Raw genomic sequence first — 13,957 nt, 5'->3', positions numbered from 1 at the left:
TGCTCCTGTTGCACCTGTTACACCCGTCGGACCTGTTACGCCCGTAGCTCCTGTCGGACCTGTTGCTCCAGTGCCGGTTGCTCCTGTTGCTCCGGTCACGCCCGTTGGGCCGGTGGCACCTGTCGCTCCTGTCGGACCGGTTGCTCCTGTTCCGGTTGCACCTGTTGCTCCGGTCACACCTGTTGGGCCCGTTCCGCCTGTCGCTCCTGTCGGACCAGTTGCTCCTGTGCCTGTTGCTCCTGTTGCTCCGGTCACGCCCGTTGGGCCGGTTTCACCTGTCGCTCCTGTCGGACCGGTTGCTCCCGTGCCGGTTGCTCCTGTTGCACCAGTCACACCCGTTCGGCCGGTTTCACCTGTTCCTCCAGTAACACCGGTTGCTCCTGTCGCACCTGTTCCTCCAGTCGCACCCGTCGCTCCCGTTCCTCCAGTCGCACCTGTCGCTCCCGTTCCCCCAGTCGCGCCTGTCGCTCCTGTTCCCCCAGTCGCACCCGTCGCTCCCGTTCCTCCAGTCCCACCCGTTGCTCCCGTTACTCCCGTTCCACCAGTAGCACCCGTTGCTCCCGTTGCTCCCGTTACTCCCGTTCCACCAGTAGCACCCGTTGCTCCCGTTGCTCCCGTTCCCCCAGTCGCACCTGTCGCTCCTGTTCCCCCAGTCGCACCCGTCGCTCCCGTTCCTCCAGTCGCACCCGTCGCTCCCGTTCCACCAGTAGTACCTGTCGCTCCCGTTCCTCCAGTAACACCGGTTGCTCCCGTTCCCCCAGTTGCACCCGTTGCTCCTGTCTCACCAGTCGCACCTGTCGCTCCCGTTCCTCCAGTCGCACCTGTCGCTCCCGTTCCTCCAGTCGCACCCGTCGCTCCCGTTCCTCCAGTTGCACCTGTCGATCCCGTTCCTCCAGCAGCTCCAGTCGCTCCTGTTCCACCAGTTGCACCTGTCGCTCCTGTTCCCCCAGTCGCACCTGTCGCTCCTGTTCCTCCAGTAACACCGGTCGCTCCTGTCCCCCCAGTAGCACCTGTCGCTCCCGTTCCTCCAGTCGCTCCCGTTCCTCCTGTTGCACCTGTCGTTCCCGTTCCTCCTGTTGCTCCCGTTCCACCAGTCGCTCCTGTTGCACCGGTTGCTCCTGTTCCTCCAGTCGCCCCTGTAGCTCCTGTCCAACCAGTCGCTCCCGTAGCATAGGTCGTATTCTCAATACGAACGATCGCCGACCCCTGAGTCACGGTAATATCGAGCGTGTCGGATTCGAATGTAATGTTCTCTCCTACACCGACCGTTGCCGAACCCGTCTCGCCAAACACATTAAATAAGAACTCCCCCAGCACAAGCCCGCCGGTCGGTCCAGGCGGACCTGTCGCACCGGTCGGCCCTACGGAGATGGGGGTGGACAATATGCTCTCCAGCTTCGTCTGGAGCAGGAACTCCTTCTTCGTCAGCTCGCGAATCGTGCTTCTAACACTTTCATTCACAGTCAGAATATCGCTGATCGTAGCGGGAGGACCTGTTAAACCAGGCAAAGTGCCGAGAATGTACTGAAGCTTCTCTCCTTCCGCATTAATGATATGGCTAAGCCCCAGCTCCTCTAGGGCAATCGATGATAGCAATAAGTTAATGGCATCGTCTCTCGTAATCGTAATTAAAGGGGTAATATTAGGGATATTGGACTGTGACACTTCTGCATTCCACCTCGATTCTCGTTGAACTTACCACCGCGTCCAGTCACTAATTGCTTCCCTTATCAAGGAAGCTTCTTGCTCTCCACCAGCTCCATCACTTTTTCGAACTTCATCAGGAGCAGCATTTCTTTCACGACAACGTCATGCATCATTTTGCGGACCGAATTGTTAATAGTCAGCAATTGCTCGAACGAAGCGGGAGGAGGTTTCGCCTGACCATTCTCAAGCGTTCCAAGTACATATTGAATTTTCTCCGCTTCGGCGTTCACAATATGAGCCAATGCCATTTCCTCCAGGGCAATCGAGGACAACAGCATATTAATCGACTCCTCGAGCGATATGGTTATTGTCGGCGTTATATTGGGAATGTTGGCTTGAGACATCGCTCATCCCCCCTCTCCAACTCATTCAATCGCTCTTTCGCTTCCCCGAACGCAGGATACTGCGCAACAGCCAGCAGATACGCAGCCCTAGCGAGCTCTTCTGCGCCCATCTCTTCATAGCAGCGCCCTATATAATATTGAGAATAAAAGCTGCCTGCTCCTCTTTTATTCAAATGAAGATTGCACGAATCCCCTAGCTTCAAGCAATGTCGAAACGTCTCCAGCGCTTCGGCATATCTTTTTCCCATATATAAAATAACGCCTTTATAAAAATGCAAATCCACATATTCCGGATACAAAGCAATAGCCTTCTCGATCCCCGGCCATGCGCCCGAATAACTGCCCGTTGCCGTCAAAATAGCATATTTCATATGGTAGAACACCGAAGGCGGCAGCTTCCCGCCAGCAAGAAATCGAAGTATTGCCGCGTTCGTATGACGAAAMGCATCCTTGTATTGGCCGACTCGATAGTACTCGCCTGCGATATGATAGTCCATCCACAGATTATCGCTGTTCGATGCTTTCTCCTTCTGCAGCAGCTTCATATTGCGCTCGAATTTGCGCTTCTCAGCGGCCACCTCCTCCAAATATCCGAAATGATACACTCGAATCGGCAGTAGCTTAAGCTCCGATTGACTCAGAACCACCTCCTCGGAAGTTAGCTGCTCATGGATCGCATGAACGAATGAGAAGCCTCGCCGGTTGCGGAATAGCCGGTGGTGCGCAAGCATATAGACCTGGGATTCATCTGCCTCGCCGTCTCCGTAATAATTGAACAGCTCCAGCAGAAGCACATCCTCCTCCGATTGCTGAACATACATGCGCAGCTTCTCACCATCACCTTCGCGCAGCACCTCATCGGCATCCATCCATAATATCCATTGTCCGCTTGCCTCACGGATACTTTCATTGCGTGCGTCAGCGAAGCTTTCCGTCCACTCCCGTCTAAGCACCTTCGCTCCGTACGAGCGGGCGATCTCTATCGTTCGATCACTAGAGCCCGTATCGACGATAATGATCTCATCTACCGCATGCTGCACGCTATCGAGGCAGCGGCCGAGCCGCTTCTCTTCGTCTCTAACAATCATGCATAAGGACAGCAATCTATCATTCACCCTTGTCTTCCCCTTCCACGCTTATCGTTCTTATTCGGCTGCAGCTTAGGCAGGGTAAGCAGCGGCGCCGCTACGGCTGCTTCGCGCCGCCGGGCCTCATTAACAATCGACTGAGCATCATCATACACGTGGACCGCTGAACTTATGGGTTGGGTTTTTGGGGCGAAAGGAGCTTGAATTGGGGCAGATCGAAAAAAATCGAGGGCTGGATATTGCATGCTCTTCACTTGCTCGGACAGCTTAGCGGAATAACGATGTAGACGATTGCGGTTACTCGAATATTGGGGGCTGTTAAGCTTATGTAAATGACCCTGCAGCAAGTCAGATTGCCACGTAATCAGAAAAGAAAATTGTGAAAAAGTATGTATACCCCGTTGCGCTTCCCGATATGTCGCACCTAGAACGCCTCTTCGCCTTCGAAGCTCCATTAGCGACCGGTAAGCCTCAGCTACGGCAAGGAGAGCAGCAAAAAGCTCTTCCAGTGCAGGATAACTTATGTTGTCAATCGCCTCTCCACTGCTCTCTTCCGGCAGAGCGTCCATTACTCCTCAAGCTCCCAGCAATCGTCAGCCTCATGGAATGCCATCGCATTTTCCAATTTGCGAAGCAATAGCCATTCCTTCATGACGATGACGTCCATCAGCTTAATAACCTGCTGGCTCACTCTGCATAACGTCTCCTCCGAGGCGTCCAAGCTGCTATGCGTCGATTTGCGGACGAGTGCCTGTACCTTCTCCGCCTCTGCGTTTAGCAGATGGGCAATCGACGTCTCTTCAAGGGCGATAGATTTCAATAGGTCGATAACGACCTGCTCTTTGCTGGGGCGGAACGGCTCATCGGGAATAGTCGGCATGCTCATCTTCGAAACCTCCTTATGGGACATCGGCTGCGTATTTATTCGTAAGAGCTTTTTTTCCCTTATTAACTATGAGTATTGATTTCTCCAACACTTATGCCATCGAGCACCAAAAACGTAAAGCGATTCGGAGAAAATCATTCATGTTGACTAGCCCCCATGAATAACAATCAGCGTAGACTATAACTTCAATAATGGAGGCGTCTTGCATTGATTACGATTAGCCTGTGCATGATCGTGAAGGATGAAGAAGAGATAATCGGCCGCTGCCTGGATACGGTTGCGGACCTTGTTGACGAGCTTATTATCGTCGATACCGGCTCGACAGATCGTACGCAAGCGATCATTGCGCAATATACCGACAATAAGCATACGTTCGAATGGATAGATGATTTTGGCGCTGCCCGCAACTATGCGTTTGATCAGGCGACCAAAGACTATATTTTGTGGCTGGATGCGGATGATGTGCTGAAGCAAGAGGATCAAGACAAGCTGCGGGCACTTAAGCAATCGCTTGACCCCTCCGTCGATTCGGTCACGATGCTGTACAACCTGAGCGAGGACGAATTCGGCAACGTGACGTTCAGCCTGCGGCGCAATAGGCTCGTCAAGCGGGAGCGGTATTTCCGCTGGATCGGGCAAGTACATGAATATCTTCAAGTGAACGGAAACATTATTAACAGCGATATTGCCGTCACGCACAAAAGCACGAACAACGAACGTGATTCGGACCGCAATTTGAAAATATACGAGAAGCGTGTCGCCGCCGGCGAGCAGCTATCCCCGCGCGATCTCTATTACTTCGCCAATGAGTTGAAGGAGCATGCCCAATATACGAGGGCGATCCACTACTACGAATCGTTTCTGGCTACGCGCCAGGGTTGGATCGAAGATAATATATCCACTTGCGGCAGGCTGGCCGACTGCTACCATGCGCTCGGCGATTCCCAGGCGGAGCTGGAATCCTCGCTTCGTTCCTTGCAATATGACTCGCCGCGAGCGGAGTTCTGCTGCCGGATCGGTTTCCACTTTCTGAACAACCATAATTACAACAGCGCAATCGTTTGGTACAAAATGGCCACCGAGCTGAAGCTGCCGGACAATCATCTCGGCTTCGTCAATCCCACCTGCTCGACTTGGCTTCCGCACCTTCAGCTAAGCGTCTGCTACGACCGAATCGGCAAGTACGAAATTGCCTGTCAGCACAACGAGCTTGCCCTTCAATACCGTCCCGAGGATTCGCGAATGCTGAGCAACCGCGCTTACTTCCGTACCGTGCTGTCGAAGATGATTGCCGACTCATCAGGAGGCGATGCCGCTGACAACTAACAAGCCCCAAATTCTGATCGGCAGCCCAATTCGCCAGTCGCCCGATATATTAGCCAAGTTCCTGCTTTCCCTGTCACGGCTCGATTACTCGTCATTCGAGCCCACGTTCTATTTCATTGACGATAACGATCAACCTGCGTCTTCCGAGCTGCTGCAATCGTTCGCCGATCGATATGCAGGATCAATCATAGACAAAGTTACCGGCAGCGAGGATTACATACGCAATGATCTAACCCATTATTGGAACGAGCATCTCATATGGAAGGTCGCCGCGTATAAGGATACGATACTTCGTCACGCGGTGGCGCAAGGCTGCGATGGCGTCTTCCTGATCGACTCCGATCTGTTATTGCACCCTGCGACGGTCGGAAAGCTTTTGGCAGCCGAAGTCGATATCGTATCCGAAATTTTTTGGACGCGTTGGCAGCCGAATGCTGCGCTGCAGCCCCAAGTATGGTTGAAGGACGAATATACACAGTGGGAGCAGCACCGCGGGGAGAAGCTGGATGACGGGCAAGTTGCCGAGCGGTATCAGGCCTTCATTAACAAGCTGCAGCGGCCGGGACTGTACGAGGTTGGCGGGCTTGGGGCCTGCACGTTCATCAGCAAGCACGCTCTGCAACGGGGGGTCAGTTTTAAGGCGATTCCGAACTTGAGCTTCTGGGGCGAGGATCGCCACTTCTGCATTCGCGCAGCTGCGCTTGGCTTGTCTTTGCATGTCGATACTCATTATCCTGCCTACCATATTTATCGCAGCAGCGATCTTGCAGGCGCGGACGACTTTATCCGGGCGCATATCGAGCCTGCGCTGGTTCACGCAACGCCGAGGAATCCTCGCCCTACGCTTACGCTCTCGATGGTCATCCGCAACGAAGCAAGCAGATACCTGAGGCAAGTATTGCAGGCTCATAGCGCATATATAGGGCAAGCCGTCATTATCGACGACGGCAGTACAGACGAATCGGTAGAAGTCGTTATGGAGGCGCTTCGCGGCATCCCTGTCAGACTCGTTCGCAATCGCCTGTCGCGATTCCGCAATGAGGTGGAGCTGCGCAAGCAGCAATGGGAAGAAACATTGCGCGTCGGTCCGGTATGGATCTTGAATATGGATGCGGATGAGCTRCTCGAAGACCGATTCGTCCAGGAGCTCGACAGCATGCTGAACCAGCAAGACATTGATTTATTCTGCTTCCGATTGTACGACTTCTGGAACGAGACGCATTATAGAGACGATGCTTATTGGCAATCTCACAACCTCTACCGCCCTTTCCTCCTCCGTTACCGACCGGATTTGGACTATCAGTGGAAGGAAACGCCCCAGCATTGCGGCCGATTTCCCGAGAACGTATTCGAGCTGCCCCATCACCTCTCGCCGGTTCGCGTGAAGCATATGGGCTGGGCGAAGGAGTCCCATCGATTGGAGAAGTGGCTGCGCTACAAGGAGCTCGATCCGGATGCTGCCTACGGCTGGCCGGAGCAGTATGAATCTATCCTTGACCCCGAACCCAAACTTGTAAAATGGATCGAATGGAACGAGGAATAACGGCCACCACTCGGAGAGGAGTCCGCTTCCATGAACATTGTACATACGATGCCTCTGCTCATTCGTCCCGAGCACCGGGATAACGATATCCGGATGCTCTATGAATGCTTGCGAAGCCTTCGCGCCTCTCACGATCATCACATTATTTTATACAATCAAGGTTCGCTGTCGGCGAATGAACTGGATGCGCTTATTTTCCGCAGCGGCATATCTGCCGCTCTGATCGGCGATGGCGAGAACATTGGCATTGCTGCTGCGCGCATGGCCTGCTTCCGTTACATCGAGCAGCATTGCCCTGCTGTTCCTTATATTTCGGAGATTCACGTCGATATGTTATTCCCTCCCGATTGGTATGCTCCGCTGATCCATTGCCTGGAAACGACCGATGAGCCGGTCATTTGTCCCGGCATCCTTACGGCGAGCGGTGAATTACAGCCATTAGGCCGATATATCGACTTGCCCGGCAATCCAGCCGCCATTATTGAACGGCTACAGCAATTGCCCGGTGAAAATGACGGGCTGAAGCCAGGTTTCGTCCATCCCGTTGTTCACCGTGCCTCCCTCCTTCGCGAGCTCGGCGGCTACGATACCCGGTTTCTAACCGGCAAGCAAGGCTTCGAGGATGACAGTCTGCTGCTCGGTTATTCCTACTACATGGGCCTGCGAACGAATTGGCGGCCGAAGTGCACTCTGAATAGCTGGGTCTACCACGCCACGTTAGGCCAGCGTATGTCGCTTAGCGGTATCCAGCAGGAGTTCGTTCGCAATGAGGAAGGACTGGTACGTCAATACGGATTTTACGGACTGAAGCATTTGGCTGCGATTCATGGCGAGAAGTCGTATTTTCATTCGCTGTATCACAAATACATTCCAAGAACACTGGAGGGATAGCTAGTGACAGGCGGAATCGGCTGGACGGAACAGAAAAAAGTGTGGGATCGCATTTGGTCAGGCGGCGTTTCCTACAAGTGGGACCCGCTAAGCCAAACGGTATATGAACAGCTTCGCCGCTCATTCGGAGATATAGAAGGGAAACGGATCGTCGAGGCTGGCTCAGGAACGGGTAAAATTTCGCTTCGGTTAGCGCAAGAAGGAGCGCTCGTCACCTTGATCGATTACTCCGACTTGGCGCTTGCGAATAGCCGCGAAGCGTTCTATGAGCAAGAGGCGGCGGCTACTTTCCTGCTCGCGGACATCAGAAGCAGCGGACTGCAATCCGGAAGCTACGATCTCGTATGGAATGCAGGCGTGCTGGAGCACTTCGAGCTTGATGAGCAAGTTAACATCTTGAAGGAGATGGCGAGAATTACGAAGCCAGGCGGCATCGTGCTCGTCATGACTCCGAACGCCCACTGCCTTCCATACAGAGTAGGCAAAGCCCATGCAGAATCTATGGGAACGTGGATGTACGGGGCTGAGCATCCGGTCGACAGTCTGCTCGCAGCATTCGAATTGAGCGGAATAACGGCTATTGAAGAGACGCATACCGGTTTCGTTGACAGCTTAGCATTCCTCGATTTCATAGCAGGCACAAGCGCCGTGAAGGAAGCACTCCGCTTATGGTATGAAGCGCTCGCCCCTTCGGAGCAGCCTAATTTTCCGGGTTATCTCCGTGTAACGATCGGTACGGTAGAGTCCAAGCAGGAGCAGGCAGCGCCTGCAGACCTTGTGGAGTCGGGGGCGAACGCCGCCTCTTTCAATGAAGCGGCTGAGGATGCGGATGAATACGGCAGCTTCGGCCCGAATATCGAAATCTCGTCAGCAGACAACGAGATTACCGCTACCTTGAACGAGCTGTCCGGCATCGGCCTCTCGCCTACGCTTATTCATTCCATGAAGCGGCTCATTCAAGTTCAACAGCTGCTCACCGACTATCATAGCGACAACGGCAATCCGCATTACTTGACTGCCTACCGCGACGCGGAGGCTTCCTATTGGCTTCCGCTGCTTCCAACGCTCGATCGTCTGCTTCAACGAGGGCAAGCCGGCGACGGCCCTGCAGCCGACAAGCCCAAAGTGCTTGATGTCGGAGCGGCTTATGGCACGCTTCTGCTCTACAGCTCCCTATCGGGCGCCGACTGCTACGGCGTTGATATGACCGATCGCTATTGGCCGCCCCGCCTCAGTGACGATTACGGGATTAAGTGGGCTTCCTGCAATATCGAAGCGGAAGAAATTCCGGGCTCCCAGCCTTTCGATGTGATTCTGTTCACGGAAGTGCTGGAGCATATGAACTACAATCCGATTCCGGTATTCGAGAAATTCCGCGCGCGTCTGCGTGAAGGCGGCAGCCTTCTGCTCTCGACACCGTGGAAGCGGCATTTTGCGCCTAATCATCCGTCGCCCGATTTGTTCCAGCTGCCCTACTACGAGCCCGGTAATTCGTTCATCGATGCGGAGATCAAATATTACTCTATCGACGAGCTGTACGCCCTTGCGGAAACGACGTTTTTCGACGTGCAATCGATTCAAGTATTCAACGGCCATCTGCTTGGCTGGTTCGTTAAGCGCTAATCGAAATCGAAGTCGCCATATGTTCAGCTGCCAATCTCGCCATTGGCAGCTTACGCATATGGCTTTTTCTTTCCTTCTTGGCACGTATTGGCACGTCGGATAGTGCCCGCAATCGTTAAAGGTTTGTTACAATAAGGTGACATCCGCAACCATTCGGGTTAAATTACGGTCTAATCTATTTGAGAGGTTAACCTTATCTTTGCAGTTACGTTCATCCGTTCTTCTTCGCTAACCACATACAAAAGAGGTGAACGCATACATATGAACGATATCGCTTTGGATTCGAGAACGGGCGTCAGTACCGATATGACGCGCCGCAAGAAGAGAAATGGCAGGGCATTGATTCTATTTGCCTGCTTATGGCTCGTCCTTATTTCCTCCGGTATTTACGGGGCCAAGTGGTACACTGACCGTATCCAGCAAAATATTAGCGAGAGCCTAGAACAGCAGACCGCCAGCCAGATTACGGCGATGCAGCAAACGTACGAGGCGCGCATGAAAGAGCTGGAGACCAACTATACAGCCGATATTGCCGATCTAGGGGCAAAAGTCGATGCTCTTAACGAGCTTCTGACCTTCACGAAGGATAACGCCGATTCGAAGACGGATAACAGCAACAAGCTGTACACGCAACTGAATGAAGTGAAGAAACAGCTGAACGAACTGCAAAAAAGCTTGGAAGTGCTCAAATGATTATTACGAACCTGACCGTAAAAAGATTTAACCGAACCGCCCTGCTCGCCGTTGCGCCGTTCCTCGGCATCATGCTGTGGCTGCTCTTGTCCGACATGGTTGTATCGTTGTCTGCTGCTGCTTTTCCTGAAGCTATAACCGAGCAGCGACCGCTGGATTCTGCGAAGGTGCTGGAAACATCAGCCGGACTGGACAGCGCTCATATCATTGCAGGCGAGACAAGGCAATCGATTCAGAAGCAGCTGAAGCTCTACAACCAGACGAATGCGGAGATGGCGAAAATCTCATCGCTTGCCGCTTCGAATGCGATGAAGCCGCTTCTCGTTTACGATCGCAACATTACGAGCAAGCTCGGCAAGCCTGCTTCCACGGTTGAATCGGACAAGCTCCGCGCTCAGCTCTTCTACATGAAAGCGGAGAACTTCAAGTACTATGCGCTGAAGGTGCAGCTGAAGTCGGGCGATGCGATGACGATGGCGCTTGGCAAGGACAGCCTCGGCTCATCCGAGACGACGCTTGCCGCCGTCAATCGGCATAAGGCCGTCGCCGGCGTGAATGCGGGCGGATTCGCCGACGGCGGCGGCAAACGCTATCCGCTGAGCACGACCATCGTAGACGGCGAGTATACAGGCGGATTCGAAGCGACCTACGCGGATCTGTTCTTCGTCGGACTGAATGACCAGAACGAGCTGATCGGCGGTAAGTTTACGAACCAAGGGCAGCTCGATGCGAAGAAACCGAAATTCGGCGCTTCGTTCGTCCCCGTTCTGCTGCGGAACGGCTCGCCGACGACGATTCCGACGAAGTGGCAGACAAGCCCGAAGCGCGCTCCCCGTACTGTCGTGGCCAACTACAAGGACGATCAGCTTCTGTTCCTCGTCGTGGACGGCTACAACGAATCGGGCAGCTCCGGCGCAACGCTTGGCGAGCTGCAGCTATTGCTTCAGCGGTTCGGCGTTGTTGACGGCTACAATCTCGACGGAGGCGGCTCCTCCTCGCTCGTATTTAACGGCCGCGTCATTAACAATCCGTCGGACGGACAGCTTCGCCGGCTTCCGACGCACTTCCTGTTCTTCAAATAATCACGAAAAAAAGTTCAGCCCCCCGGGGCTGAACTTTTTCTATATGTGAATATACTATCCATATATGATATGGAACGATTGGCATGACACCACTAACCTGCCTGAAGAAAGGAGCTGTATAGATGGGCATAGGCAGTAAATGGTATCGCAAGTCGCTGCTGACGGTCGCCGGCATTCCTGCCGTAGAGAAGCTGTCCATACGTTATGGACGCAAGCTGGCAGGCAAATTCATCGCCGGAGATACGCTTGCGGAAGCGCTGGAGGAAGCGGAGACGCTGAACCGGATTGGCATTATGGTTACGCTCGACCATCTGGGCGAAGGCATTAAACAGCTTAGCGAAGCAACGGCCTACAAGGAGCAGTACGTGAAGCTGCTCGACGGTATTGCCGAACGCAAGGTCGACGCCAATGTCTCGCTGAAGCCGACCCAGATGGGACTCGCGCTTGATCAAGGCGCCTGCTTGTCCAATATTCGCGATGTCGTGAAGCGCGCAAGGCATCACCGCAATTTTGTCCGGATCGATATGGAGGATTCGCCCCATACCCAGGCAACGATCGACATCGTACGGAGACTCCATAAGGAAGGACTGACGAATGTCGGCACCGTGCTGCAAGCCTACTTATTCCGAACCGAACAGGATGCGGCAGATATGATCCGCGAGAACGTCAACCTCCGCCTCGTTAAGGGCGCATACAAGGAAAACGAATCCGTCGCCTATCAGCAGCTGAATGACGTTCGCAGCCAACTCAAGAAGCTCGCTCAGCTTCACTTTGAACAAGGCGTCTACACGGCCATCGCCTCGCATGATGACCATATCATCGACTGGGTGAAGCAATACGCAAGCGAGCACAGCATCGCCAAAGACCGGTTCGAATTTCAGATGCTTTACGGCCTTCGATCGGGCAAGCAAGCTCAGCTCGCCAAGGAAGGTTACCGGATACGCTGCTACGTCCCTTATGGAGTCATGTGGTATCCATACTATACGCGCCGCCTGGCCGAGAAACCCGCCAACCTGATGCTCGTGCTAAGGAATATGTTCAAGTAGCTTATGGTATTAAACTGAATGATCAAGCTCCAAACTGGTGCAGGCGCAAATTGTGAGTTTATATTCACTGTTGGTGAGGTCGGACTCACTTATTTCAGCATCTGTCAGCGCTAATCGCAAAAATAGTGAGGCAAACCTCATTGCTCGTGAACCTAGCTTCATGGGCAGTGAGATTTGCCTCACTAAATCAGACGAGCAGATGAATATGTTCGAAAATAATGAGATAACCCTCACTATTCTATGAGGTGCTTCATATCGGAAACAAAACAAAGGAGCAGCGCCGGTCCAGCGCTGCTCCTTCCTGTTTGTTTTATTCGCCGCCCATGAATACGTAACGGTAAATAACGAGAACCGCCAGTACCCACATGAGCCAGTGAACATTGTATTTGCCTTTTTTTGCAAGGTTGGCTACTGTCGCAAGCACGACGTACGTTACGATACCGAACGAGATGCCGTTAGCGATGCTGTAAGTGAATGGCATGAACGCGATGATGAAGAAAGCTGGAATCGCGTATACAAGATCCGAGAAGTCGATTTCTTTCACGGATTGCATCATCAGCACGCCGACGATAATAAGAGCCGCTGCCGTTGCTGCGCCAGGAACAAGCGCTACAAGCGGCGACAAGAAGATCGCAAGCAAGAAGCAAATGCCTGTCGTAACCGCAGTCAGACCTGTACGTCCGCCCTGCGCTACGCCTGCGGAGCTCTCGACGAAAGCCGTTACCGTGCTTGTGCCGAGTATCGCGCCGCCGCTTACGCCGATGGCGTCAACGAACATCGCTTTGCCGACTTTTTTCTTGCCTTCTTCCGGATTTTTCATGATGCCGGCACGGTTAGCCGTACCGACAAGCGTTCCGAACGTGTCGAACAATTCGACAAAAGTAAACGTCAGGATAACCGTTACGAGACCAACATCGAACACGCCCGCGAAGTCGAAGTGCCAGAAGTTCAGCTTGCTGAAGTCCGGAACCCATGTTTTGTCGGTCAACGCTTCCTTCACGTCGACTACCCCAGAAATAATGCCGATTACCGTCGTGCCCAAGATGCCCCACAGAATAGCGCCCGGTACGCGAAGCACCATCAAGATGCCGATTAGAAGCAGTGCTACAACTGTAAGTACAACCGAACCGTCCGTGAAGCTGCCAAGCCCCATAACCGTTTCCGAACCGCTGACAGGCGTGAAATCGCCTGCTTTAATATCCGTGAAGCTCGATACGGCGATTGTCATCAGGCCGCTGTTTTTCAGACCGACAACCGTAATGAACAAGCCGATACCGACCGTAATTGCATGCTTCAAGCTGTCCGGCACTGCCGTGAGAAGCATCTGACGAATTTGCGTAACCGTTAGGATGATGAATATAATACCGGAAATAAAGACAGCCGTTAGCCCCATTGCCGGTGAAATAGGCTGATCCGTTGCCGCCGAAGCGATAACGACGGATGCGAAGTACGCATTAAGGCCCATACCTGGAGCAAGCGCTACCGGGAAGTTGACGAACAGACCCATTGCAATCGTGAAAATACCGGCTGCAAGCGCCGTAGCAAGAAATACTGCAGTCCAGTCAAGTCCTGTCGGCGTGAGTATGATTGGATTGACGGCCAATATGTATGCCATCGTCATGAAAGTCGTCAGCCCCGCCATAATCTCTGTCCTGACATTTGTCCCGTGTTCCTTTAAGCGAAAGAAACGTTCCATTTTGATCAATAACCTCCCAAAATTGTGGTGGA

General features: G+C 53.3%; 13 protein-coding genes. 7 read left to right on the top strand and 6 right to left on the bottom strand.

Annotated features, from left to right (window positions below; translation table 11 throughout):
- The 5 genes from AB4Z33_RS15520 to AB4Z33_RS15500 form a co-directional block, all read right to left on the bottom strand.
- Window positions 1–1,665 (bottom strand): spore surface glycoprotein BclB (locus AB4Z33_RS15520; RefSeq protein ID WP_442050762.1); only part of this gene is annotated, 1,665 nt, incomplete at its 3' end.
- A gap of 65 nt (window positions 1,666–1,730) precedes the next feature.
- Window positions 1,731–2,051: a hypothetical protein gene (locus tag AB4Z33_RS15515; protein ID WP_442050761.1), complete on the bottom strand. Its 321-nt coding sequence runs from the start codon at window positions 2,049–2,051 to the stop codon at window positions 1,731–1,733.
- Complete coding sequence (locus tag AB4Z33_RS15510) at window positions 2,024–3,166, bottom strand: glycosyltransferase (protein WP_442050760.1); 1,143 nt, start codon at window positions 3,164–3,166, stop codon at window positions 2,024–2,026. Before AB4Z33_RS15510 ends, AB4Z33_RS15515 begins: the two co-directional genes overlap by 28 nt.
- Entirely contained in the window at window positions 3,163–3,294 is a 132-nt protein-coding gene (locus AB4Z33_RS15505; RefSeq protein WP_442050759.1) for a hypothetical protein, read from the bottom strand. Before AB4Z33_RS15505 ends, AB4Z33_RS15510 begins: the two co-directional genes overlap by 4 nt.
- A gap of 413 nt (window positions 3,295–3,707) precedes the next feature.
- A complete protein-coding gene (locus tag AB4Z33_RS15500; protein WP_442050758.1) occupies window positions 3,708–4,025 on the bottom strand; it encodes a hypothetical protein in 318 nt (105 codons plus the stop codon).
- 207 nt (window positions 4,026–4,232) lie between these two features.
- Between AB4Z33_RS15500 and AB4Z33_RS15495 the strand changes: the two genes are divergently transcribed.
- From AB4Z33_RS15495 to AB4Z33_RS15465, 7 genes are all read left to right on the top strand, one after another.
- Complete coding sequence (locus AB4Z33_RS15495; protein ID WP_442050757.1) at window positions 4,233–5,351, top strand: tetratricopeptide repeat-containing glycosyltransferase family 2 protein; 1,119 nt, start codon at window positions 4,233–4,235, stop codon at window positions 5,349–5,351.
- Window positions 5,335–6,894, top strand: a complete 1,560-nt coding sequence (locus AB4Z33_RS15490) for a glycosyltransferase (protein ID WP_442050756.1) — start codon at window positions 5,335–5,337, stop codon at window positions 6,892–6,894. Before AB4Z33_RS15495 ends, AB4Z33_RS15490 begins: the two co-directional genes overlap by 17 nt.
- 30 nt (window positions 6,895–6,924) lie before the next feature.
- Entirely contained in the window at window positions 6,925–7,785 is an 861-nt protein-coding gene (locus AB4Z33_RS15485) for a glycosyltransferase family 2 protein (protein WP_442050755.1), read from the top strand.
- A gap of 3 nt (window positions 7,786–7,788) precedes the next feature.
- A complete protein-coding gene (locus AB4Z33_RS15480; RefSeq protein WP_442050754.1) occupies window positions 7,789–9,408 on the top strand; it encodes a class I SAM-dependent methyltransferase in 1,620 nt (539 codons plus the stop codon).
- 261 nt (window positions 9,409–9,669) lie between these two features.
- Entirely contained in the window at window positions 9,670–10,101 is a 432-nt protein-coding gene (locus AB4Z33_RS15475; RefSeq protein WP_337103671.1) for a hypothetical protein, read from the top strand.
- Window positions 10,098–11,183, top strand: coding sequence for a phosphodiester glycosidase family protein (locus AB4Z33_RS15470; RefSeq protein ID WP_442050753.1), 1,086 nt, complete (start codon window positions 10,098–10,100; stop codon window positions 11,181–11,183). The genes AB4Z33_RS15475 and AB4Z33_RS15470 overlap by 4 nt, the downstream gene beginning before the upstream one ends.
- A 122-nt stretch (window positions 11,184–11,305) precedes the next feature.
- A complete protein-coding gene (locus tag AB4Z33_RS15465) occupies window positions 11,306–12,229 on the top strand; it encodes a proline dehydrogenase family protein (RefSeq protein WP_442050752.1) in 924 nt (307 codons plus the stop codon).
- A 310-nt stretch (window positions 12,230–12,539) separates the two neighbouring features.
- Here AB4Z33_RS15465 and AB4Z33_RS15460 read toward each other — a convergent pair whose 3' ends face one another.
- Window positions 12,540–13,925 carry an NCS2 family permease gene (locus tag AB4Z33_RS15460; protein ID WP_442050751.1) on the bottom strand — a complete coding sequence of 462 codons (1,386 nt, stop codon included), beginning with the start codon at window positions 13,923–13,925 and terminating at the stop codon, window positions 12,540–12,542.
- Window positions 13,926–13,957: the final 32 nt, after the last annotated feature.

The sequence above is a fragment of the Paenibacillus sp. 2TAB19 genome (assembly GCF_052115185.1).
GTDB lineage: Bacteria > Bacillota > Bacilli > Paenibacillales > Paenibacillaceae > Pristimantibacillus.
Note: the sequence above shows the minus strand (reverse complement) of the source record. Positions and strands in the feature narration are given on the sequence as shown.

Bases quoted from the DNA above. Each gene is read 5' to 3' on its own strand.
- AB4Z33_RS15515 (WP_442050761.1), bottom strand. From the start codon at position 2,051: ATGTCTCAAGCCAACATTCCCAATATAACGCCGACAATAACCATATCG.
- AB4Z33_RS15500 (WP_442050758.1), bottom strand. From the start codon at position 4,025: ATGAGCATGCCGACTATTCCCGATGAGCCGTTCCGCCCCAGCAAAGAG.
- AB4Z33_RS15485 (WP_442050755.1), top strand. From the start codon at position 6,925: ATGAACATTGTACATACGATGCCTCTGCTCATTCGTCCCGAGCACCGG.
- AB4Z33_RS15475 (WP_337103671.1), top strand. From the start codon at position 9,670: ATGAACGATATCGCTTTGGATTCGAGAACGGGCGTCAGTACCGATATG.
- AB4Z33_RS15470 (WP_442050753.1), top strand. From the start codon at position 10,098: ATGATTATTACGAACCTGACCGTAAAAAGATTTAACCGAACCGCCCTG.
- AB4Z33_RS15465 (WP_442050752.1), top strand. From the start codon at position 11,306: ATGGGCATAGGCAGTAAATGGTATCGCAAGTCGCTGCTGACGGTCGCC.
- AB4Z33_RS15460 (WP_442050751.1), bottom strand. From the start codon at position 13,925: ATGGAACGTTTCTTTCGCTTAAAGGAACACGGGACAAATGTCAGGACA.